This window comes from Saprospiraceae bacterium (assembly GCA_016715965.1).
Taxonomy (GTDB): Bacteria; Bacteroidota; Bacteroidia; order Chitinophagales; family Saprospiraceae; genus Vicinibacter.
Map to the genome: position 1 here is coordinate 2,573,961 of JADJXG010000001.1, position 23,250 is coordinate 2,597,210.

Below are 23,250 nucleotides of genomic sequence, written 5' to 3' on the forward strand. Positions count from 1 at the left end.
CTTATGAGTCAATAGATTCCAATAATATAAGACCAAGATTTTCCGGGATTAAATTGTTGCAGATTAGAATTCTTTTGATCATTGGATACTTTTGTTGCGATAAAATATCTACTGCATAACTTAAGGCAAAGCCAGAATTGGTAAGATAGACACCGGAAAATTTTTGAAAGTCCATTAATTTACTTTTTTCAAACAATGAGTTTACACCCACAATTGTATTTTCTTTGCTATTCGAATAGAGTACCAGGTCAATGCTTTCAGGTGAGCAATCATTATTTCGTAAAAAATCTGAGATTGGATTAAGAATAGAGTTGTTCAATACGAAGCTGGCAACATCCACTATCCTGGTATCAGAAGGAGCGTTTGATTTATTTGCCAGAATAAAAAATGAGGCCCCTGAAGTTGAAAGACAATCATTGAGATCCAGTCTTTTTTCAATATTGTACAAATTGGCTTCTATTTCATCTGCAGCCCCCACCAATGCAGTGCTCGAGCCTTCACTGATATACAATGCGGCATCCATGAGGGCCTGTTCAAAGGAAACATTGTTTTGGGTATGCGTCATATTATAGCTATTGTTTCCCAATATTAGGGAAAGCTGGCCAGCAATGGTATTGTGTGTAGAAGAGATGAAAGAGGTAGGAGACAAGGGACCACCTTCTGCATTTATAATTTTTTCGAGAAATTGTTTTGTATGAGTACAGCAACCCATGCTAGTACCAATGATAATGGCCTCTGGCTGCTGCTTTTCAGAAGACAGAAGACAGTCGATAGCACAGGCAACTGACATTTTTAAAACATTGCTCATTCTTCTTCTTTCCATGGGTGAAATAAATTCGCTATAGTCCGGATGTAGGAGAACACTGGAATGATCCAGTTCTTTGATCAATGCAGAAAAGCCTTTGTTTCGAAAGCTGGGCTGATGAGAAATGGTAGAAGCGGAAAGTATGTACATTCCTTAGATTTTACTGAATATTAGACTTGTACAATTACCTCCAAAACCAAATGAATTGGAGAGAACATGCTCAATGTTTGCATGGTTCTGAAATATGGAACAAGGAGCCATTCCGGTTTCTTTCATTGGTGTAGTATAATGGAGATTTGGGGGAATGACTTGTGTGTTAAGAGCAAGAACACTATACACGGCTTCAATTGCACCTGCTGCTGCTAAGGTATGACCTGTAAACCCTTTGGTTGAGCTAAAAGGCGGAATATTGTCTTCAAATACCGCTTTAATGGCCATTGATTCGGATAAATCATTGTTTTCTGTTCCTGTGCCATGAGCATTGATGTAATTTATTTTTTCCGGTGTGATTTTTGCTTTTATTAAAGCTTTGCTCATGGAAAGCACAGCACCTTGGCCATTGGGAGAGCTTGCAGTTTGATGATAGGCATCTGTTGAGTTGTTCCATCCAGACAGAATACAAAGAGGCGTATTGCCGGTGACCGAAACACTGTGCTCGTTTTCAATCACCAGAAAAGCAGCGCCTTCCCCCAGATTTAGTCCTTTTCTATTTTCATCAAAAGGCTTACAGATGCTTTCATCATAGATTTTCAGTGAATTGAAACCATTGATGTTAAATAGTGTAAGCGGGTCGCATCCACCTACGATCACTCTGTCAAGCTTTTTTCCTTCCACCATTCTTGCTCCGAGCATAATTGAATTAGCACCAGAGGAGCAAGCTGTTGAAATGGTTCCAATGTAACCAGAAATTCCTAATTCTCGGGCCACTTTTTCTGTGGTACCACCATTTTCAAATATCTGTTTGGTGTATGAATCTGATTGATTGTATTTTTTTGATTGTATATAATATTCCTCCATTTTATCGAGTCCACCGACAGAAGTTGCAGAAATCAGTCCTGTCCTGACACGGACAAAATGCCTGTTATTTTTCCAGGCCTCATTTGCTGCCAAGAGGGAGAGCAAGCTTGTTCTTGAATAGTCTTCCTTGGGTAAGTTGAGCAATTTAATAATTTGTTCATTGTTCCATTTGACTTTACCCAGCAATAATTGATGATCATTGGATTTTTTAATGCCGGTTTGAAGTGATTGGAGAGAATTTAAATTTTCATCTACATTGAGTCCAACAGCACTCACAACGCCAATGCCCGTCACATATATTTTCATTTTACTTTTTGCCGTTCCTGATGATATAGTCAGCCATGGTATTGATGGATTTTAGCACCTTTCGTCCTGTTTCCTCATCCGGAATTTTAACTCCGTGGTATCTTTCCATTATAACAACCAGTTCCAGTGCATCAATGGAGTCAAGTCCAAGACCTTCGACAAAGAGTGGAGCATCGTCTTCAATATCTTCCGGCTGTAAATCTTCAATATTTAACTCCTCAATAATTTTTTTCTTTAGATCGTATTTTAATGTATTAATATTCATGTGATATAATAGAATTATTATTAGATTCCAACTAGTTTCATTTCACATTCCAGCAGCAATTCTTGACCTAGATAGCTTTCCCCTTTTATTAAAAACATGCTTCCAAATTGCTGGATTGGAGTTACATGTGTTTGGATGGTATCATTTAGTTTTGCTAATTTATGTAACTTTAGTTTTGAGATGGCCCCAATAAAGCCGTCCAAGGGTTTAGATTGTATTTCAATACCAATAAAGCACAAACCAGCGGCACTGCTTTGTGCTATATTTTCAATTAGTGCATATTCACTGAGCGTATTATCCAAAAGAAAAATGTTGTTTTGTCGGATGGTGAAATCAGTAATAATTTCTCCATCCATGCATTCTATTAAGTTGTCAATCATAATAAATGGTTCCCGTTGGGGAATATAATATTTAATATTTTCATTGCTGACTTGCATTAAGAGTATAATCCACCATTAATATTGATCACTTCTCCAGTTATGTAAGAAGCTTTTTCAGAACACAGAAAGCTAACCAGATGAGCTATTTCTTCTGGCTCTCCGACTCTTCCGGCGGGAATTATTTTTAAATAATTTTCCACATTGATGCTTTTGATCATATCAGTATTGATTAGCCCTGGAGCAACAGCATTGACTGTAATTCCCATTTTGGCCACTTCCTGTGCGAGGGCTTTGGTGGCTCCAATCATTCCCGCTTTCGCGGCCGAGTAATTTGTTTGACCTGGAGTTCCTTTTAAGCCTGAAATGGATACAATATTGATGATTTTTCCGGTTTTATAGTGTAGCATCTTTCGCATCACATTTTGCGTAAGGTTAAACATTCCTTTAAGAGATACCTCAATAACCTCATCCCAATTGATCTCCGACATAAAAATGAAAAGACCATCTTTTGTAATTCCTGCATTATTAACAAGCACGTGAATAAATTTATCAGGATTTGAAGTTTGCCAATCTGAAATGACCTGATCTACTTCATCCTTGTTCTGCACTTTAAATTTTAAGACTTCTGCGCTACCGCCACATTCTTTGATCATATTGCAGGTTTCATTAGCAGATTTTATGTCTGTCGAGTAGTTAATCAGAGTATGGAGTCCATGGTCCAGAGCAATTTGTTTGGCGATGGCTCTGCCTATGCCTTTTGATCCGCCGGTAATCAGTGCACATTTCATTTGGATTTAGTCTTTTCTTTCTTAAGAAATCTATTTAAACTTCTAATTCCACGAATGCAAAGCATTATAAGTAGTGCTCCAAGAATGAGCCAAGCCAAACCTAGTACCATTCCTGATACTAATAATGATATTCCATAAATAGTTAAGCATATTCCTGCGCATATCAAAACTACTAAATATATAATCCCAAGAATAGCAAATAATGTCAAAATCACTGCAGCTTTTTTCCTCGCAATTTGATCAGTTTCGAGTGTATTTTGACCTTTGAGTTCATCGGAATAACTTGAATGCAGTTGCGTTGTTATGGCATTGTCAACGGAGTAGAGTATTTTTGTACCAGTAGAATTTGGAAATTTGACCGTAAATTGGTTGCCAAATGAAGTAACTATTATGGTGGAAGATATGATGATTGCCAAATAACCTGCTCTCTGCCGGTTTAAAACTTTGGGTAAGGTGAATTGATTGCTATTGTATAAAAATGGGACCAAGAGGAAACCCAGTGCAGCTAATATTCCGAATAGAATGTTGTTGACATTTGTCAACTCATACCCCAATTCTCTTAAATTGTGGCCGGTGATAAAAGCGATCAGAATAAGTGGTATTTGGAGTAGCGCTATAAATAATTGTGCTTTTTTAGGATTTGTTTTTGCCCAGCGAGTTAGTTTGGTAGCCCTGCTTTTATTCATCCTAAGCATTCCAAAGGTAGTAAGGGCCATTAACACAGCAGCCAGATAGATTAAACGATTGCCGTTTCTGTACTTTTTATGTTCTATAGTATGGATTGAGATTCTTTTTTTTGTACTTTCAGCTCTTTTACCGAGATAAATGGATTCTGTTTTTTTCTTAAGATGGGAGCTCTGTTTCTTGGTAGGTGGAATTGGTAAAGTTTCTTTGGTTGTATAAAAATTTTGAGTTTCGACCTTTTTAAAATCTTCTTTATTTGAAGATTGAATGACCTGATTGTTTTCGGAATTTATAGGTAATCCTCCATTTTTTTCGTTTTGAATGTGTGCTGTCATCACATGGGTACTTTCATTGATAGGATTGTATTGCCCCATGCCATAAGGGTTTTTCTCGATTGTACAGGAATAAAATTTTTTCCTTGGAGTACAAGAGTTTAGGGTCAGAATCAGAATAATAATGACATATGTTTTCATATGGTTTAATTTTAAAGGTTTAGTTTATTGAAAGCTTTTTTTCAAGGTTTGAAATCCAATGGATTTTATCCTGGCAATCAGAAGATGAAAAGAGTTTTTCAATTTCTAAAATTGGAATTCCACAAACAACTTCACAGGCCATTACAACAGAGGGAATGACAGTTTCAGATTTAATCCGACTATAGGCTGCTATGGCAATACCTGCGCTTAAAGATACAATATAATTGCCAGATTGATTGGTCAATTCTTTGAGGATCGATTTTTCCGTTCCCCCAACATATCCACAAGCAATACCCACTCCTCTCCATAAATCAGAATGTCGAGATTCTGTAAAAAGGGAGATTTTGGCATTTAGAATTTGCAAATTTCCCTTTGAAATATGCCATAATCGCCTTCCAATCCCCTGGTCGTATCCTTTTAGCTGAATGCCTTTAATTTCTTCAGGAATACAAGCGTTTTGAATGAACTTACGTTCTTTGAAAAGGGAATGGTAGTAGCCATAGCCGTCAAGAACCATTTGTTGGCTGTGCAAAGGTAAATCAAGAGTAAACAAGTCGGGTGGTGTATTTGATTTGGCCAATGCCCATCCCAGTCCAATTTGCATATGAAAAGGATGAAGTTGGCATTTTTTCAGGTAAAATTCGCTGTAATTCTTAAGAGCTAATCCGGCTTTCAGATCTTGGTATGCGATTTCAGAGGAAGCACTTTCATAAGACAGAGAATGGAAATCGTGATGATCCTCGTCCAAAAAATTAATTATGTCAATAAGGGTGGCATACTTGTTTATATGATAAGCCACCATCAGAAATAAATTCTGGATGTACTCAATGTTTTGGGCGATATTTTGAGTATTATGGTTCAATTTTTAATTTTTCAGGAACAAGCCACATTTTTTCAATATCTGATTTAATTTGTTCATGTATTTCAAATGCATTTGGATGATTGGCTTTTTGATATAATGATTCAACGGAATCGCTTAGCGACATTTCGTAAGGATTTACTCTTAAATCAGCAGGAGTTTGGTTAATTTGAAAGCACAGCTTTCTAAAAATTTCTGAAGCTAGCCTTTCAAGTTGGTTGACATTGGATTCTAGCTTTTCGATTAATCTGTCTTCGGTGTATTTTAAATGAAGATCCAATTGTAATTTTCTTAGAAAATTTAATTCGAATAGGTTTCCATGAAAATTTGCATATTGATTCTGCTCAAATCCACTCCAGTCCTTAAATAGCATTTGCATTTTTTCATTTAATTTATTAAATCGTTTGCCTATGCTTTTGGATGAGGAAGAATATTCTTTAAGAATGGCAATATTCGTGTACCCGTCATTTACAAACAGAACAGCCGGTACAGACCAATAAGTTGCCCAATCCCAGATTATTTTCATTAACATGATTTGACTATTGCCGAAAAGTCCGTATTTGTTTTGATAAATCAAAGTCCACCCGTCAAATAGTTCATTTATCGTGAGTTCATAGATCATTGAGCGCAATGTGATGTCCTCTCCTCTTAACTCACGAAGAATTAAATCTGCGGTCCAGGTGTTCCCAAGAGCAATGAAATCTGAACCGGGAGAATAAAAGGGATCCATAAAGGCTCCGGCCTCACCGGTAATGGCCCAACGATCTTTTGAAAAAAATTTTTGGGTGCCGTATGCCAAATTTTTCATCGATTTGAAATCCATCTTTTTTCCTTTGTGAGGAGACAGCATTTTAAATGCAAGCGGTTCGTGTTCGGCAAGCCAGATCATTGCTTTTTCAAATGTGTTGAAAGTTTCAAACGGATGGTATGCAGGGTCCGCCACTATTCCCACGCTTGTAGCGCCTGAAATAAGAGGAATTAACCACACCCAATAGCCCTCACCCATCAGGTGGTTGGTGGCAAGACGCCTCCGTCCCGCAGGGACTTTATTACGCCATATTAAGTTATTTGACCATTCATCAATGTCAATTTCATGATCCAATCTGAACCAAACAGCATTGATTTGGTGATTTAGTGGTTTTTGAAGTTCCAATTTCCTTTTCAGCAAGCTGCTTCTTCCAGATGTATCGACAATCCATTTGGCAAAAACTGTTATGTTCTTATTTTCTTTTTCATAAACCACAGTATGCTTTGTGGGGGACAAATGGACTGTCCTGACGACTGCACCAAAAATTATCTCAACCCCAATAGAAATTGACAAATGAGACAGGTCATTTTCCAGGATGCCCCTGTCAAGTTGATGGGTAGGGTTAAATCCATCGATTCGTGTTCCCACTTCTACACGCATAGAGAGGTCGCCAGCATTTTGAGGACTAAAGAAAAACCTCAATCCGTATTTCAACAATTGCTTTTCATCGAGATATTTGGCAAGATCCAATTTTTCTCTTAAGTAACAAGCAGCAATCTCACTGATCGATTCTCCAACTTTATGGGTTGCAACCGGTGCTGCATTATCTCGTTTTTCAATCACAAGAATGGAAATTGCAGGGTTTTCTCGTTTTAATTGCAAAGCAAGAGTCAAGCCAGCCAGCCCACAGCCCGGAATCAACACATCATATGTGTTCACGATATTTATAGTATTGTGGATACAAATAAAGACATTTTATTTTAAATCTGTCCACACATTTCACTTTTAATTTTATTTGACGCAGACAAAAATCCAAAGCCGGACTTTGGATGGCAGATCTTTTTGGGTTTTAAGAAGTCCTTATGTTTGATTGATTTTTCAAAATTTACAAGATCAGTTGTCATTTTTGTTGTACCAATTCCGGGAGAATTAAACGTACTTTTTTTAATGCATTGAATCAAAATGGAGTTTTTTGATTTCATTTTGGAGCGATTCTCAAATTGGTGTCAAGATATATACCCTATTAAACATTGGGATTTAAGAGTTAAGATACATAATTTACTTTATGTAGTTTCAAAGTAGAGAAGAGGAGTCATACCTTCAACTTAGTTATATTTGTCCCTATTTTGCTGGTTTTGGGATATGGCGAACTTGGATCAGGTAGACGAATGGGTAAGAAAGATTACTGCGCGAGACAGGACTGTTCTCGCCCGGGCCATTACTTTGATAGAATCTTCTAGAAAGGAGGATCGGGATCAAGCCAAAACCCTGATTAGGACATTGAGGAAGTTGGCTAAACCCAAACTTAGATTGGCCGTCACCGGACCTCCCGGAGTAGGTAAAAGTTCGATGATCGAAAAACTAGGAATGTTCCTTATTCAGGAAGGTTGGAAGGTCGCCGTGCTTAGTATTGATCCAAGTAGTCAGATAAAAGGTGGAAGTATATTGGGAGACAAAACCCGAATGCAGGATCTGTCAAAACAGGAAAACGCTTTTGTGAGACCAAGTCCTTCAGGACAGTATTACGGTGGGACTTCAAGGTATACCCGAGATATCGTTTTACTTTTGGAAGCTGCAGGATATGATATCATTGCCATTGAGACTGTTGGAGTTGGCCAATCAGAAGTGGGAGTTTTTCAAATGACGGATCTTGGGTTGATCCTATTACAACCAGGATCAGGAGACGAACTTCAAAGTATTAAAAAGGGCATTCTGGAATGGGCTGATCTTTTTGTCATCACCAAAGCCGATGGAGCTACTGAACGATTAGCCCAGAAGGCATATTCAGATATGGTTCATTCCTTTCCTCCTAGCGTAGATGGAGCCACATTGGCTAAAAAAGTTTTACTATATAGCACTGAAAAAGAAGAACTTACAGAGGTTTTGGCCAAGTACATTTGTGCAAGCTGGGAACAAATCCAACATTCCGGGCAATTGACTCAAAAGCGGTTATTCCAGGAAGCAAATGACTTTATTTTACATTGGCATGAGGAACTCAAAGATGTTTTATTGGCTAATAAAGATATTGTAAATCAATTAAATACAATTAAGGATGGTATTTTAGATGGCAGTATCGACAGAGAAGAAGCCTTCAATTTGATGATTCGTTTTACTTTTGCGCTCTGTAAAAAGCAGTAGTTTGGTAAAGTGGATTCTAAGCATCGTTTTTTTCTTTGGCTTTGGCTTAAAGAATGATTCCGGAATGGGAACTTTCCTTGTGATCAACGAACCCTTTCAGTTGAGCTCTCCGGTAAAACACCCCCTTTCCTTTTCCGGTGGTTTTGGCGAGTTGCGGAGCAATCATTTTCACGCGGGCCTCGACATACGTTCCAGCCATTCCGGAAGACCAGATGAAATATTGGCTGCTCAAAAGGGATTTATCTCCAAGATTGACATCAAAGCAGACGGTTACGGCAAAGCTGTTTTTATCCAACATCCGGGTGGATATACCACGGTGTATGCCCATCTCGAACGATTGAGACCTGACCTGGAAGCAAGGCTGCGCGAATTGCAATTTGCGCAAAGAAAATTTGAGATTGAAGCTGAATTTAAAGAAGGAGAAATACCCGTAGAAGCCGGAGAGTTTTTTGCCTTTATGGGCAATACCGGTGCAAGCAGAGGAGCCCATTTGCATTTTGAGTTGAGAAAAACCGCTACCAATGAAATTTTGGATCCCCTGGAATTTGGACTCGGGGTGGTTGATCGGATTGCCCCTGTGTTAAAGAGAATCAAAGTATATGGTTTTGGACAAGATGGTTTTCTGCAAGATGAAAAAATAGTTCTCAAAAAACAGTTGGTGAATCCTGTTGTCATCGCCGGTGACTTTTTGGGAATTGCCGTCGATGCCGCAGACAAGAACAACCAAAGTTGGAACACCACCGGACTTAAACACATTCGCTTGATGGTGGACAGTGTTCTGGTGTATGAATATCATTTAGACAGTTGGCATCCTGAAGATGCGAGGTATATGAATGCCCATATAGATTTTCACTCCAAGTTAAAATCACTGGGTCATTTTCACCGATGTTACAAACTACCCGGCAACTGCCTACCCATTTACAAAAATATCCTGAATGATGGTCTCGTGTCTTTGCAATTTGAAAAAGATCATCACATCAAGCTCGAAATTGCAGATGCGTTTGACAACAAAACCCATGAGAGTTTTTTGGTGAGACGGTCTAACCAAATGATCAATCCTGTCGGACAATGCAAAGGGGATATGGTTCCTTATGACCAGGCCTATGTTTGGGATTTTAAATTTGGACAAATCCGCTTTGATGCGGGAACCTTGTATGAATCCACACCGATCGTTGCCGATACCTTATCAAATGTACTCAAGAACGCATATTCTCCATGGTTAGGCATCAGGGCTACAGGGATTCCACTTCACAAGCATTATCAGATTTCTGTTTTTCCAACAAGAAAGTTGGACTCTGCTTTGATCGATAAGGCCTATTTAGCGATTAAAACTGCTGAGTCCGTCAGGTCCCTCCCGAATTCAAAATGGAATGGTGAACACTTTGTAGGAACTCACAATCAGCCTGGATTTTTTTGTATCATGGTGGATACCATCGCGCCAACCATTACACCGCTTACGTTTAGAGCAGACATGCGCAAATCAAAGTCCTTTAAATTTAGAATAAAAGACAATATACCCTCCACAAAAGTATCCCAGGAAGTCAGATACCATGCCTATATAGATGGTAACTGGATTCTTATGGAACATGATGCAAAGTCCAGAACCATTCGGCATGAATTTGACCCAATGTTAGAATCAGGAAGACACGAATTGGTCATTGTGGCAGAGGACAATCGGAACAATAAAAGAACGTATCGTGCGAATTTTATAAAGTAAATGAGAATTGCATGAATGAGTATCTGCCAAAGTTTGTGTATGAAGTGGGCAGCCCTTTCCCTAAGCAGGAGATGCTCAATCAAAAATCAAAATGGGTCAGGTTTAAGGATATTCACACCGATTGGATTGTACTTTTTTTTTATCCGGAAGACGATTCTCCCACATGTACAAAACAAGCCTGCAATCTTAGGGATGATTTTAAAATATTGAAAAAATTATCCATCACACTTTTCGGTGTCAGTCCGGACAGCGCAAAAAGCCACCAGAAATTCATTGAAAAATACAAATTGCCCTATGATCTGCTGATAGATCCGGAAAGTCAATTGTCCATGCAATTGGGTATTTGGTGCACAAAAAAATTTATGGGACGTGTGTATGAAGGCATGCATAGGGTAACGGTAATCCTGGATCGTGATTTGAGAATCCATCACTATATTTATCCAGTCAAATCAGGCAGTCATGCGGAGCAAATCCGATCCGTTTTAAATTTGTGAAATGAAAATGGCCTATACTATTTTGGTGTCAGGGATTGTGCAAGGAGTTGGATTCAGGCGTTTTGTTTTGGAAAAAGCAATCATCCATCCTATTTCTGGCTGGACAGGAAATCTCACAAACGGCAAAGTTTTCATCATCGCTGAAGGAACCAAGCAGAATTTACAATCTTTTGTAATGGACCTTAGAAAAGGACCTTTGGGTTCTGCGGTCCATAAATTAAGAATTATGGTTGTTGAAGTAATTGGTTATGAGGGATTTGTAATTAAACCAGGCAGCCTGGATCAAAAAATACTGGATGCGGTTTAAAGTGGCTTTATTTTTGCAGACTATCGACAAATCCCATTATGGATATTTTTAAGAAGGCACTGGAATTGCATGCGACGCTCCGAGGTAAGCTAAATGTTGAAAACAAACTGGATGTACAATCCAAGGAGGATTTGTCATTGGTATATTCTCCCGGTGTAGCGGAACCCTGCATAGAGATCCACGCCCATCCGGACAAAGTGTACGACTACACCATCAAAGGCAATACGGTGGCGATTGTGTCGGATGGCTCTGCCGTACTGGGTCTTGGCAATATCGGTGCGCATGCGGCAATCCCTGTTATGGAAGGAAAAGCCATGCTTTTTAAGCGATTTGCCGGGATCAATGGATTTCCGATTTGTTTGGAAACCCAAAGCACAGAAGAAATTATTCACATCGTCAAAAATATCGCCCCTGTTTTTGGGGGAATTAATCTTGAAGACATTGCTGCGCCGAGATGTTTTGAGATAGAAGAACGCTTGCAGGATATCGGCATACCGGTATTTCACGATGACCAACATGGTACCGCCATTGTTGTATTAGCTGCCCTTATGAATTTTTGTAAAATTACAGGACGCAAAATGAGAGATTTAAGAATGGTGATCAATGGCGCTGGAGCAGCCGGCATTGCCATTAGTAAATATCTCGGTAAAAAAGATGTGGAAACACCCAATCAGGAAATTGCCAAAGAAATTATCGTTTGCGACAGCAATGGAATCATTGGTCCGGGTAGGAATGATTTGAATGATTTCAAAAAGGAATTGTTGTTATACACCAACCCACGAAAACTGGATGGGACTGTATTTGATGCCATTAAAGAAATGGATGTCTTTATAGGTGTCAGTAAAGAAAATCTGCTGAACAGAGACGATATACGCACGATGGCCAAAGATCCTTTGATTCTCGCATTGGCCAATCCGATTCCAGAAATATTACCTGAAGAAGCTTATGCAGGTGGGGCTTTTGCAGTGGGTACCGGCAGATCGGATTTTCCAAATCAGGTCAACAATGTTTTGGCCTTTCCCGGAATTTTTTTGGGAGCACTTAGATCCAAAGCCAGCAGAATTACTCTGGCCATGAAATTTGCGGCGGCAGCAGCCATCGCCAATGGCATCAGTCATCCGACGCGCGAACAAATCATCCCTCCTGTGATGGATGAAAGCATTGCCCAGAAGGTGGCAGATGCAGTTGCATCCTTCGCACATCGAAGCTAAAGTTGGCTCAGAACCTATCTTCCATGTGTTTGTTTGAAACAAACTGATCATCTACATTTCGTTTGGACTCCACGATTGACCATTTATTTCAGTTGCAAAGAGAAGCTTTTATAAAGGAGCCTTGCATTCCATTGGCTCAAAGAAAATTAAGGTTGATTCAACTCAAATCCCAAATCCTTCAAAGAAAGCAAGATTTACGAGAGGCAATGATGAAGGATTTTGGTAAGCCAATCTTTGAAGTAGATGCCAGCGAACTCCTTGTTGTACTGAGGAGCTTGGATCTTGCCATTAAGAATCTATCTAGATGGAATGCTGGGAAAACAGTTGATACAGATATTTTACTTCCGGCAACCTCATCGTATATCAAACCTGTTCCCAAAGGTTTGGTGTTGATTATTGCTCCTTGGAATTATCCCTTCAATTTGAGTTTTATTCCATTGATTTCTGCTCTGGCGGGCGGAAACAGAATTTTTTTAAAACCCTCCGAATTTGCACCCAATACTGGTAAACTGATCCAGGAAATCGCAGAAGAGGTTTTCGACCCTACAGAAGTTGTCTGTGTTCGTGGAGCGGCAGATGTGGGAGCCTATCTTTGTGGAAAAGATTTCGACCATATTTTTTTTACAGGATCCAAAAGAATTGGCAGCCTGGTTATGGAGGCTGCTGCCAAAAATCTAAGCTCTGTTACTTTGGAATTGGGTGGTAAAAATCCAGTAATAGCAGATCGTGATTGTGATTTGAAATCACTTGCTGAAAAGGTGCTGCATACCAAATATTTGAATGCTGGTCAAACCTGCATCGCATCAGATTACCTGGTATTGCCCAGAAAAGATCTGGATTGTTTTGTGGAATGCTGGAGACAAACCTTGCGCAATTGGTTTCCTAAGGAATGGAAACAGGAGAGAGATTATTCTGCCATGATACACGAGGACCATTTTCAAAGGATGTTAAATTTGGTGAATAGGAGTATTGAGCAGGGAGCTTCTTTATCGGATCCTTTGGACATGGATGTTGCACAGAGAAGAATCAAACCAGTCCTGTTGTTACATTCAGATTTTAACCATAGATCCATGGAGGAAGAAATATTTGGTCCTATTCTTCCTGTGATTGTATATGACAAAGAAGTCGAAGAACTTTTTGAGCCAATGAAAAAAGTGGACAGACCTTTGGCCATGTATGTTTTTAGCCATCGCAACTCGTTTATCCAAAAAATAACAAGTCATCTGAGGGCTGGAGGAATCAGCATCAACAATACCCTCATCAATTATTGCGAGTCCAACTTACCTTTTGGAGGTGATAAACACAGTGGTCATGGCAGCACGCTGGGTTATCATGGATTTCGTACCTTTGTTCATTATTTACCGGTGGCGAAACAAAAATTCTGGTTGAATTCTTTGCAGTTTTTTTATCCACCTTACAAATCGCCAAAAAGCAAATTGTTAAAATGGATTATAAAGCTTTATTCCTAAAAGACAAAAGTTGGATTGGTTTTGCCTTTCTCCTTTTTTTTACTTGTCAGGTTTTTTCGCAGAAAAAGCAAATCGAACTTGCGGATGTATATGAATATGGAGTATTCAGAACAGCCGGTATTGGAGGTTTTAATTTTTTAAAAGATGGTATCAGCTATACCAGAAGCCAATCAAATTTAATTTTAAAATTTGATTTGCGAACCGGAAAAGTAACAGACACTCTTTTTGATGCCAATAAGCATGCTGCTGAAATAAGCGGATTTAAAATGGACCAATACCAGTTTTCAGGAGATGAAAGTAAAATTCTACTTTTTACCAAGACGGAAGCTTTGTATCGGTATTCTGGCTTTTCTGATGTTTACGTATTTGACCGTCTTTCCAAAAGTATCCATAGAGTATTTGCCAAAGGAAAGGTGATGTATCCAAGCTTCAGTCCAGCTTCAGACAAAGTGGCATTTGTCTTTGAAAACAATCTTTATTATCAGCGTTTGTCGGACGGAAAAATTGTACAAGTCACCAAAGATGGAAGAAAAAATGAAATCATCAATGGAGCGTCAGATTGGGTGTACGAGGAGGAATTTACCCTAACCCGTGCCTATGAATGGTCCCCTGATGGAAAAAACTTGGTGTTTATCAGAACAGATGAATCCGAAGTGCGTGAATTCAGTCTTGAATATTATAAAGATGAGGCTTATCCGGAAATCTATCGCTTCAAGTATCCTAAAGTGGGTGAGAAAAATGCAAGGTTGACGGTTTGGGTTCATCATTTGAAGAAAGGATCCAATCGTCAGCTAGCAGTACATTCGGACATGAATGGAATGGAAGGATACATCCCCCGGATTGGCTGGACCAAAAACAATCATCAAATTTGGGTGAACTGGATCAATAGGGAACAAAATTGGTTAAAATTGTATTTGGTGGACCTAGTAAAAAACAAAGAACAAGTTTTGTACGAGGAAAAAAGCAAATACTATATTGATATTCACGATCACCTGCAATTTATGGATGCTGAAAATTCCTTTATTTGGCAGAGTGAGAAAGATGGCGAGGTCGCAATGTATCTAATGGATGGAAAAGGTAATTTGAAAAACCGGATCACGCCGGCCGGAAAGGAAATGACTGAATGGTATGGGTTCTCAGAGGATGGAACCACCGCATTTTTTCAAATAGCTGATCAAAGAGGAATGGATCGGCAGATTTGTAGCGTGAGTCTCAATGGCTCCAATTTTAAGACGATCACGACAGCTGCCGGATGTCATTCAGCACAGTTTAGTGCGGGTGCAAAACTCATGGTTCATACGTATTCCCAAATCAACGTACCACCCGTTTCATCCATTCGCAGTTCTGATGGAGAATTGATCAGGATCTTGGAAGACAACTCCAAGTTAAAGTCGATTTTAAACCAATATCAGATATCGGAAGTTGAAACAATGAGCATTTCCAACAGGAACAATGAGGCTTTGAACGCATTGATGATCAAACCCAAAGATTTTAACCCCAATAAAAGATATCCTGTTTTTATGTATCTCTATGGTGGACCTGGTAGTCAGCAGGTGATGAACAAATGGAATTCATTCAGATATTTCGGATGGCTGCAGATGATTGCGCAAAAAGGCTACATCGTTTGTATCGTGGACAATCGAGGTACGGGTGGACGAGGAGAAGAGTTTAAAAAAATGACTTATTTGCAATTGGGAAAATACGAAACAGAAGACCAGATAGACGCCGCAAAATATTTATCCACTCTTCCATTTGTCGATGGTAGCAGAATTGGTATTTTTGGATGGAGTTATGGAGCTTACATGTCTTCATTGTGCCTACTGAAGGGAAATGATGTTTTTAAGGCTGCGATAGCGGTAGCGCCTGTGACCAATTGGAAGTGGTATGACAGTGCCTACACGGAGAGATACATGGGTACGACCCAATCCAATCCCGATGGTTATCGAGAGAATTCACCGGTTTACTTCGCAGATCGATTGAAAGGAAACTATCTTTTAATTCATGGAATGGCAGACGACAACGTACATTTCCAAAATGCCGTAGAAATGGTCAATGCGCTGATCCACCACAAGAAGCAATTTGACACTTATTTTTACCCCAACCGCAATCACGGGATCTCCGGGGACAATGCCACCATTCATTTATTCACCAAAATGACCCAGTTTGTTTATGAGAAAATTTGATGCTTACGTTTTATTTTCGGCTCTTTTCATATTTGCATCCTGCTCCAGGGGATCGCTAAAAATGGTCAACAAGACTGAATTTTCTCCCCAGTTTTTAGTGGGCACATGGAAGATGAAAGACAAAATGCTGTATGAAAAATGGTCGCAAACAGGACCGACAGAATGGATGGGTGTTGCTTATGATATGACATCCGGTATTGCAGAAATCAATGAGTATCTTAAAATATATAAATCCGACAAAGATTGGTTCCTGGAAGCCAAAACAAAAGCCAACCAGTTTGTCCCGGTTTATTTTAAGCAGATCAACGATCCTTTTTGGACCTGTCATTTTGTGAATGAGAGGCATAATTTTCCACAGGTTATTTCTTACAGAGGAGGCGAGGATGGAATTCTATATGCTCAAATTAAGGATTTGAAGGTCAGCAATATGATTGATTTTGTGTATTTGAGAGAGACAAAGAAATGAAATCGCCCGAAATTATAAACCGCAAGGCAACACACGAATTTCAATTTATTCAGTTGTTTGAAGCAGGAATGCAATTGTCCGGCACAGAGGTAAAATCGATCCGGGCTGGAAATGCCAATTTGAGCGATGCCTGGTGTGGTTTTGACAAGGGAGAACTTTGGATTAAAAACCTGCACATTTCTGAGTATGAAAGTGGCTCCGATCGAAACCATGAGCCCAAGCGTCCAAGGAAATTATTGCTCAATAAATTGGAATTAAAAAAACTCGAAAGAAAAATTGCTGAAAAAGGGATGACCATTGTTCCATATCGAATTTATTTTTCCGACAGGGGAATGATCAAAGTAGAAATTGCGCTTGCCACCGGAAAGAAATCTTTTGACAAAAGAGAGTCCATTAAGGATCGCGATGTAAAGAGAGAACTCAACCGTAATCTGAAACTCAGATAGGCTCAACCGCGACTGATAAACCTTCATTCGTTATGACGATAAAGTCTAATTGTGAATTCCTCCTGACCGATGGTAGTAGCCTTGAGCAAAGCTGGTTTTCTGACAGCGACTGGAAACAATTGATTTCAAAATATACATCTTCAATCGTAATCGTATGCGATTCCAATACCAGATTGTTTTGTGTTCCAAAAGTGATGGATCTCTTCCAAATGAGCCATTGCCCCATATTTGAAATTCCGGCCGGTGAATCGTCAAAACAATTGGATCAATGCATTCGTTTTTGGGATTTTGCATCCCAACATTTTTTAGATCGCAGTTCTTTGATTCTCGCAGTGGGTGGCGGCGTTGTACTCGACCTTGTTGGATTTTGTGCGTCTGTATGGAAAAGAGGGATCCCATACATCAGTATTCCAACAAGCTTGTTGGCTCAGGTCGATGCATCCATTGGTGGAAAAACCGGAGTTAATTTTCTCAAGATTAAAAATTGTCTCGGAAGTTTTTATCCTCCTGATTTCATCCTGGCTCATTTTGACTTTCTGCAAACCCTGCCAGAAATCCATTGGCGCAATGGCAAAGTTGAAATCATAAAGCATCTTCTGCTAGACAATGAAAATCCCTGGGAGCAGGTGGAACAATTGCATCACAGGATCAGCTATGATAGCTGGAAGGAAGTTGTGACGGATTCCATAAGGTTCAAGTCCGAAATCGTCAAGGAAGATCCGTTTGATGAAGACAAAAGAAAAATCCTAAACTTAGGACATACGATTGGACACGCGATGGAGTCTTTTTGTCTTGAGCAGGGTGAGATCCTTTTGCATGGAGAAGCAGTAGCTGCCGGTATTTGGTGGGAATCTTTGATGGCAAAAGAATTGCTGGGATATCCGGACCAGCATTTTGATGTATTGTTTCAACATTTGCAACATTATTTTCCGCGAATTCCTTCAGACGTATTCAATGGCAAGAACTGGTGGAATTATATGGCTTCTGACAAGAAAAATACTGCAGGAAAAATCAATTTTAGTTTGTTGAAAGCACCCGGTCATCCGGAATGGAATGTTGGCATTGATTTTTTACACATTGAGAATTATTTTCAGAAGACAGATATATCTTCTATTTTTACAGTCTGAATATGAATCATTTGATTGATCAGTTGGCTGAGCGGCTCAAGACATTTTGGAATCGATTTAGTTTTACCGATATTTACAACGGGGCCGCGTCAGAGGATAAATATTGGTTCAAGTCTTCGGTGGCGTGGATGTGGAAAGCTTTGATGGGAAGCATCCTTTTGTTTCTTTTGATTTTATTTTTGGTTTCGTTTGACAATTTGCCCACACTTGAGGAATTGGAAAACCCCAAATACCACAACGCCAGTTTGGTAATTGCCAAAGATGGTTCCATGCTTGGAAAATATTACAATGAGAATCGGGAATTTATTCCTTTTGATAGTCTCAATCCAAATCTGCTTAAAGCATTACTGGCAACCGAAGATGTAAGGTTTTACAATCACTCAGGGGTGGATCCATGGGCTTTGCTGCGGGTATTTTTCAAAACAATTTTATTGAGCAAAGGCGAATCCGGCGGAGGCAGTACAATAAGTCAACAGTTGGCAAAATTACTTTTTGAGCGACCTAGCCTGAAAGGTAAAGGCGCGATTGTAAGGACAGCCTTGCTGGTTCGTGTCAAATTTAAGGAATGGCTGACCGCCATAAAGTTGGAGCGAAGATATACCAAGGAGGAAATTATTTCTCTTTATCTCAATAAGTTTGATTTTATCTATGAGGCCCACGGAGTTCAGACGGCCGCCAAAACATATTTTGGAAAGGACCAAAAGAATCTCAGGTTGGACGAAGCCGCTGTATTGATAGGTATGTTAAAAAACCCAACCCTTTATAATCCCAGGCGATTTATCAAACTGGCTGTCGAAAGGCGAAATACGGTTTTGGCCCTGGTGTACAAGGATGGGCAAATTTCAAAAGCAGAATTCGAAGCATTCAAAAAAGTACCTTTGGATGTATCTGCATTCAAAAGAGAAACCCACATAGACGGACTTGCGCCACACTTTAGGGCAGAATTGGGTAAATGGCTAAAGGAATTATTTGAAAAAGATGAAATTAGAAAACCAAATGGGGATAAGTACAATCCTTATCAGGATGGATTAAAAATCTATGTCACCATTGATCCCATTATTCAAAAGGCAGCTGAGGACGCAGCAAAAGAACACATGATCAACATCCAGAAATCTTATTTCAATGTTTGGACCAAAAGTGATCCCTGGGAATATGATGCAGATGAAAAAATGAAAAAAATCAGAAAAGAAGCATTAAATCAGTTGGTCAGAGAGACAGACAGGTTTAATATTTTATGGAATCAGCACTATGGCAAGTTGATGATGGAACTCGAAGCTGAGATTGGAAAAGTAGATGTGAATGACAGAACCATACAGCGGCTTATCAATGAAAGGAGAAAACCTGGTTTTTTAAAGCAGGAATTGAAGAACAACCAAATTACCAAAACACAGTACGATTACAGCACGGAAATTCTCAAAAGCAATCAATGGCCTGAAATTGAAAAAGCCTGGCCTGGATTTGAGAAGGATCTGCGTTTGCAAATGAACACACCAGTTTCAATGATTGTCTATGATTATGAAACTCAGGCTGACAAAATGGTCAAGATGTCTCCATTGGATTCCATTAAATACCACCGGAAGCATCTACAGATAGGTTCATTGTCAACAGATCCGCACACCGGGGAAATTAAATCCTGGGTGGGGGGAGTTAATTTTAAATACTTCAAATACGACCATGTGAATTCGAGAAGACAGGTTGGCTCAACGTTTAAGCCATTTGTCTATGCGGCAGCGATTGCATTGCAAAAAATTTCTCCCTGTAATGAATTTCAAGACATACAATACACGATACCAGCCAACGACCCAAATTTTGGATTACCTGAGTCCTGGTCTCCGGGAAATGCCACTGAATCTTTTACGGGTGGATATTACAATCTTTACAATGCACTGGCCAATTCCCGAAATTCAATTACGGTCAAACTGGTGATGTTGTTGGGTAGTGTAAATCCCATTCGCGGACTGCTGCACAACATGGGAATTGACAGTACATCCAAAAGAAGGGATGGCGGATATTTGATACCCAAATTTCCTTCCATTGTATTGGGTTCAGCGGATTTGTCCGTTTATGAAATGACTGGTGCGTACACCACCTTCGCCAACAACGGGGTCTATGTAAAACCTTACTTTGTGTCTCACATCGAGGATAAAAATGGAAAGGTAATTTATCGCAATACTCCGGTACAGAATGTAGCTTTGGCTCCCGATTACAATTATGTGATGGTCGATTTGCTCATGAAATCCGGAGGCGTTTCATTTTTGAAAGTTCCTGCCGGAGGAAAAACGGGAACAACCAATAATTATGTCGATGGATGGTTTATGGGTATTACTCCTGATCTGGTGGTTGGTACCTGGGTGGGTGGCGAAGATCCATGGATTAGATTTTTAAACATGAGTACGGGTCAGGGAGCAGTGATGGCAAGACCATTTTTTGTAAAATTCATCAATAAGTTATCGGATTTAGGTGTTAGTGAAGTCAATCCTGAATTGAGATTTCCTTATCCCAAGGGAGAACTCGAAATCGAACTGAATTGCGCTAAATTTAAGGAGATGATGAAATCCCTGAATATGGATAATTCCATTATGCCTAGTTCAGGTGATACAGATGAAGATGAAATTTTAGAATAAAGAGATTTAATAAAACGCATAAAAATGAGTCTTTCAAGCTTTCCTCTCTACAAAGTAAATTTGACGCTTTCCCTGTTATTGGTCTTATTGGGTTTATGGAGTTATGAATCATCCGGAAGAGATTTTCACACGCTCAGCATTCCAGTAATGGGGATTATCTTAAGTATGTTTCATCGTCCCTTAAAAACCCAACCCTTCAAATGGTTGCCTTGGGTGACGGCACTAACAGGTCTCTATGCATTCATTTTGTTAATGCCTCTGCAAAATAGTTATTCTGCCGGCAACCAACAGGCCCTGTTCCGGGTGTTACTCATGCTGCTTGCCTGCCTTTCGGCTTTCTGCATTTATCTTTATAGGCTCCGCGTTTTGCGCAAACCTCTTTAAATAGAATAGAATTACAAATTTCCTCGGATTTCCTGTTCTCTTTCTATGGCTTCGAACAAGGCTTTGAAATTGCCTTTGCCAAAAGAAGTGGCTCCTTTGCGCTGAATGATCTCAAAAAAAACAGTTGGCCTGTCTTGAAGAGGTTTGGTGAAAATTTGTAAAAGGTAGCCATCCTCATCTCTGTCAATTAGGATATTTAGCCTTTTTAAATCTTCAATGTTTTCATCTATTTTACCGACACGGTTCAACACATCTTCGTAGTAATTATCCGGAACGTACAAAAAGTCGATTCCATTTTTTCTCAACATTCCAACAGTCTTAAGGATATCATCCGTCGCGATGGCGATGTGTTGAACACCAGGACCATTATAAAATTCAAGATATTCGTCAATCTGAGATTTTTTAAGACCTTGAGCGGGCTCATTAATGGGAAACTTGATATAACCACTTCCATTGCTGACCACTTTGCTCATGAGCGCGGTGTACTTTGTAGAAATGTCTTTGTCATCAAATGTAATTAGCAGTTTGAATCCCATCACCTCCTGATAAAATTTGACCCATCGGTTCATCTGACCGATTTCAACATTTCCAACACAATGGTCTATATATTTGAGACCTATTTTTGGAATTTCCGTAGCACTTTCCATTGCTTTAAAACCCGGCATAAATGCTCCGTGAAAATTTTTTCTTTCCACCAATGTGTGGATGGTATCACCGTACGTTCTAATTCCGGCAAGGACGACCGTGCCATGTTCATCTTCGATGGTATAAGGTTCAAATGCAATTTGAGCACCTTTTTCCACTGCTTTATGAAATGAGTCTGTAGCATCGTTGACCCATAAGGCGAGCACTTTCACACCATCACCGTGGAGCTGTACATGCCTGCTTATTTCATGATCAGGTCTGAAGGCAGAACTGATGACAAATCGAATTTTATCTTGTTGCAGCACATAGGAGCAATAATCTCTGTTGCCGGTTTCGGGACCTTTGTACGCGACCAGCTTGAAGCCAAATGCCGTTTGATAAAAATGAGAAGCCTGTTTGGCATTTCCGACATAGAACTCAATGAAGTCAGTTCCCAATATTTCAAAACTGTCGGTATGGCTGGATTTTAATGGAGAAGGCTGGAGAATTTGCATTTTTAAAGATTTTCTACAAAGTTAATGGATTGACTTGATCTGGAATGGAAAAACAAAAAATGCAGGCAAAAAAAAAACTCCGTCTGTTTTTGCAACGACGGAGTTTCTTATTTGAAGTTATTCCAGTATTAATCCATGGATGGTGCCATAGCAGAGCCTTCAGCTGGTGCTGGAGCTGCTGGAGGAGTAACCTTTTTACGACCACGACTGGCAGAAGGTTTTCTAGCAGAAGTTTTTTTAGCAGTCGCTTTCTTGGGAGCTGCTTTTTTGGCGGTCGCTTTCTTGGGAGCTGCTTTTTTAGCTGCTGCCTTTTTAGGAGCTGCTTTTTTAGCTGCTGCTTTTTTAGGAGCTGCTTTCTTAGCTGCTGCTTTTTTAGGAGCCGCTTTTTTTGCAGTTGCCTTTTTAGGAGCTGCTTTCTTAGCTGCTGCTTTTTTAGGAGCCGCTTTTTTAGCTGCTGCCTTTTTAGGAGCCGCTTTCTTAGCTGCTGCTTTTTTAGGAGCTGCTTTCTTAGCTGCTGCTCTTTTAGGAGCTGCTTTCTTAGCTGCTGCTTTTTTAGGAGCTGCTTTCTTAGCTGCTGCTTTTTTAGGAGCCGCTTTTTTTGCAGTTGCCTTTTTAGGAGCTGCTTTCTTAGCCGTAGTTTTCTTAGCCGTAGTCTTTTTGGCAGTTGTTTTCTTGGCTGCCTGTCCTGCTTTTTTAGGAGCTGCTTTTTTTGCAGCTTTTTTAGCGGGGGACTTTTTTGCACTACTTGTAGTTGCCATTTTTAATTGATTTAGTTAAAAAATTGATTTTAAAAATTGAATTAATGAAAAAAAAATCTCAATATTCGTATCAAAGGTATAACTATTTTTACATATACAAATATTTTTTAATATTTTTTTTGTAAAAAGTGATGTTTTTTAATAAAATTAGTGTTAATGGAAGAATTTCTGATTTACTTTCGTCGAGGAATGACATTTTTCAAATCACAACAATCAAAAAATTTTTCCCTTCGTTTCTCTTT

At 39.4% G+C, this 23,250-nt stretch carries 22 protein-coding genes; 12 read left to right on the forward strand and 10 right to left on the reverse strand.

What is annotated here, in order from left to right; translation table 11 throughout:
* Window position 1: 1 nt before the first annotated feature.
* The 8 genes from IPM48_09660 to IPM48_09695 all read right to left on the reverse strand — a co-directional run bounded on the left by IPM48_09660 (window position 2) and on the right by IPM48_09695 (window position 7,264).
* Window positions 2–955 carry a beta-ketoacyl synthase chain length factor gene (locus IPM48_09660; protein ID MBK9271854.1) on the reverse strand — a complete coding sequence of 318 codons (954 nt, stop codon included), beginning with the start codon at window positions 953–955 and terminating at the stop codon, window positions 2–4.
* A 3-nt stretch (window positions 956–958) separates the two neighbouring features.
* Entirely contained in the window at window positions 959–2,128 is a 1,170-nt protein-coding gene (locus IPM48_09665; GenBank protein MBK9271855.1) for a beta-ketoacyl-[acyl-carrier-protein] synthase family protein, read from the reverse strand.
* Between the two features lies 1 nt (window position 2,129).
* Window positions 2,130–2,393: an acyl carrier protein gene (locus IPM48_09670; protein ID MBK9271856.1), complete on the reverse strand. Its 264-nt coding sequence runs from the start codon at window positions 2,391–2,393 to the stop codon at window positions 2,130–2,132.
* 20 nt (window positions 2,394–2,413) lie between these two features.
* Window positions 2,414–2,749 carry a hypothetical protein gene (locus IPM48_09675; GenBank protein MBK9271857.1) on the reverse strand — a complete coding sequence of 112 codons (336 nt, stop codon included), beginning with the start codon at window positions 2,747–2,749 and terminating at the stop codon, window positions 2,414–2,416.
* An 80-nt stretch (window positions 2,750–2,829) separates the two neighbouring features.
* Window positions 2,830–3,561, reverse strand: coding sequence for a 3-oxoacyl-ACP reductase FabG (gene fabG / locus IPM48_09680; protein MBK9271858.1), 732 nt, complete (start codon window positions 3,559–3,561; stop codon window positions 2,830–2,832).
* Window positions 3,558–4,718, reverse strand: coding sequence for a hypothetical protein (locus IPM48_09685; GenBank protein ID MBK9271859.1), 1,161 nt, complete (start codon window positions 4,716–4,718; stop codon window positions 3,558–3,560). The genes fabG and IPM48_09685 overlap by 4 nt, the downstream gene beginning before the upstream one ends.
* 19 nt (window positions 4,719–4,737) lie before the next feature.
* A complete protein-coding gene (locus tag IPM48_09690; protein MBK9271860.1) occupies window positions 4,738–5,580 on the reverse strand; it encodes a DUF1702 family protein in 843 nt (280 codons plus the stop codon).
* Window positions 5,570–7,264, reverse strand: coding sequence for an NAD(P)/FAD-dependent oxidoreductase (locus tag IPM48_09695; protein MBK9271861.1), 1,695 nt, complete (start codon window positions 7,262–7,264; stop codon window positions 5,570–5,572). Before IPM48_09695 ends, IPM48_09690 begins: the two co-directional genes overlap by 11 nt.
* A 396-nt stretch (window positions 7,265–7,660) precedes the next feature.
* Here IPM48_09695 and meaB point away from each other — a divergent pair, with 396 nt between their 5' ends.
* From meaB to IPM48_09755, 12 genes are all read left to right on the forward strand, one after another.
* The gene (gene meaB / locus IPM48_09700; protein ID MBK9271862.1) at window positions 7,661–8,683 is read left to right on the forward strand and encodes a methylmalonyl Co-A mutase-associated GTPase MeaB; all 1,023 of its coding nucleotides are present in this window, start codon (window positions 7,661–7,663) and stop codon (window positions 8,681–8,683) included.
* 1 nt (window position 8,684) lies between these two features.
* Window positions 8,685–10,400 (forward strand): M23 family metallopeptidase, encoded by a 1,716-nt coding sequence (locus IPM48_09705; GenBank protein MBK9271863.1) that lies wholly within the window; start codon window positions 8,685–8,687, stop codon window positions 10,398–10,400.
* An 11-nt stretch (window positions 10,401–10,411) separates the two neighbouring features.
* Complete coding sequence (locus IPM48_09710; protein MBK9271864.1) at window positions 10,412–10,894, forward strand: peroxiredoxin; 483 nt, start codon at window positions 10,412–10,414, stop codon at window positions 10,892–10,894.
* A 1-nt stretch (window position 10,895) separates the two neighbouring features.
* The gene (locus IPM48_09715) at window positions 10,896–11,201 is read left to right on the forward strand and encodes an acylphosphatase (GenBank protein ID MBK9271865.1); all 306 of its coding nucleotides are present in this window, start codon (window positions 10,896–10,898) and stop codon (window positions 11,199–11,201) included.
* Window positions 11,202–11,239: 38 nt separating this feature from the next.
* Window positions 11,240–12,412 carry an NADP-dependent malic enzyme gene (locus IPM48_09720; protein MBK9271866.1) on the forward strand — a complete coding sequence of 391 codons (1,173 nt, stop codon included), beginning with the start codon at window positions 11,240–11,242 and terminating at the stop codon, window positions 12,410–12,412.
* Window positions 12,413–12,474: 62 nt separating this feature from the next.
* Window positions 12,475–13,881, forward strand: a complete 1,407-nt coding sequence (locus IPM48_09725; protein ID MBK9271867.1) for an aldehyde dehydrogenase family protein — start codon at window positions 12,475–12,477, stop codon at window positions 13,879–13,881.
* Complete coding sequence (locus tag IPM48_09730; GenBank protein ID MBK9271868.1) at window positions 13,857–16,064, forward strand: S9 family peptidase; 2,208 nt, start codon at window positions 13,857–13,859, stop codon at window positions 16,062–16,064. The genes IPM48_09725 and IPM48_09730 overlap by 25 nt, the downstream gene beginning before the upstream one ends.
* 61 nt (window positions 16,065–16,125) lie before the next feature.
* A complete protein-coding gene (locus IPM48_09735; protein MBK9271869.1) occupies window positions 16,126–16,530 on the forward strand; it encodes a hypothetical protein in 405 nt (134 codons plus the stop codon).
* Entirely contained in the window at window positions 16,527–16,976 is a 450-nt protein-coding gene (gene smpB / locus IPM48_09740; GenBank protein MBK9271870.1) for an SsrA-binding protein SmpB, read from the forward strand. Before IPM48_09735 ends, smpB begins: the two co-directional genes overlap by 4 nt.
* 32 nt (window positions 16,977–17,008) lie before the next feature.
* Entirely contained in the window at window positions 17,009–18,103 is a 1,095-nt protein-coding gene (locus tag IPM48_09745; GenBank protein MBK9271871.1) for a 3-dehydroquinate synthase, read from the forward strand.
* A 2-nt stretch (window positions 18,104–18,105) separates the two neighbouring features.
* Window positions 18,106–20,727 carry a transglycosylase domain-containing protein gene (locus IPM48_09750; protein MBK9271872.1) on the forward strand — a complete coding sequence of 874 codons (2,622 nt, stop codon included), beginning with the start codon at window positions 18,106–18,108 and terminating at the stop codon, window positions 20,725–20,727.
* 24 nt (window positions 20,728–20,751) lie between these two features.
* A complete protein-coding gene (locus tag IPM48_09755) occupies window positions 20,752–21,111 on the forward strand; it encodes a hypothetical protein (protein ID MBK9271873.1) in 360 nt (119 codons plus the stop codon).
* Between the two features lie 11 nt (window positions 21,112–21,122).
* Here the strand turns inward: IPM48_09755 and hppD are convergent, their stop codons facing one another.
* Window positions 21,123–22,250 carry a 4-hydroxyphenylpyruvate dioxygenase gene (hppD, locus tag IPM48_09760; protein ID MBK9271874.1) on the reverse strand — a complete coding sequence of 376 codons (1,128 nt, stop codon included), beginning with the start codon at window positions 22,248–22,250 and terminating at the stop codon, window positions 21,123–21,125.
* 128 nt (window positions 22,251–22,378) lie between these two features.
* Window positions 22,379–23,008 (reverse strand): histone H1-like repetitive region-containing protein, encoded by a 630-nt coding sequence (locus IPM48_09765; GenBank protein MBK9271875.1) that lies wholly within the window; start codon window positions 23,006–23,008, stop codon window positions 22,379–22,381.
* Between the last annotated feature and the right edge of the window lie 242 nt (window positions 23,009–23,250).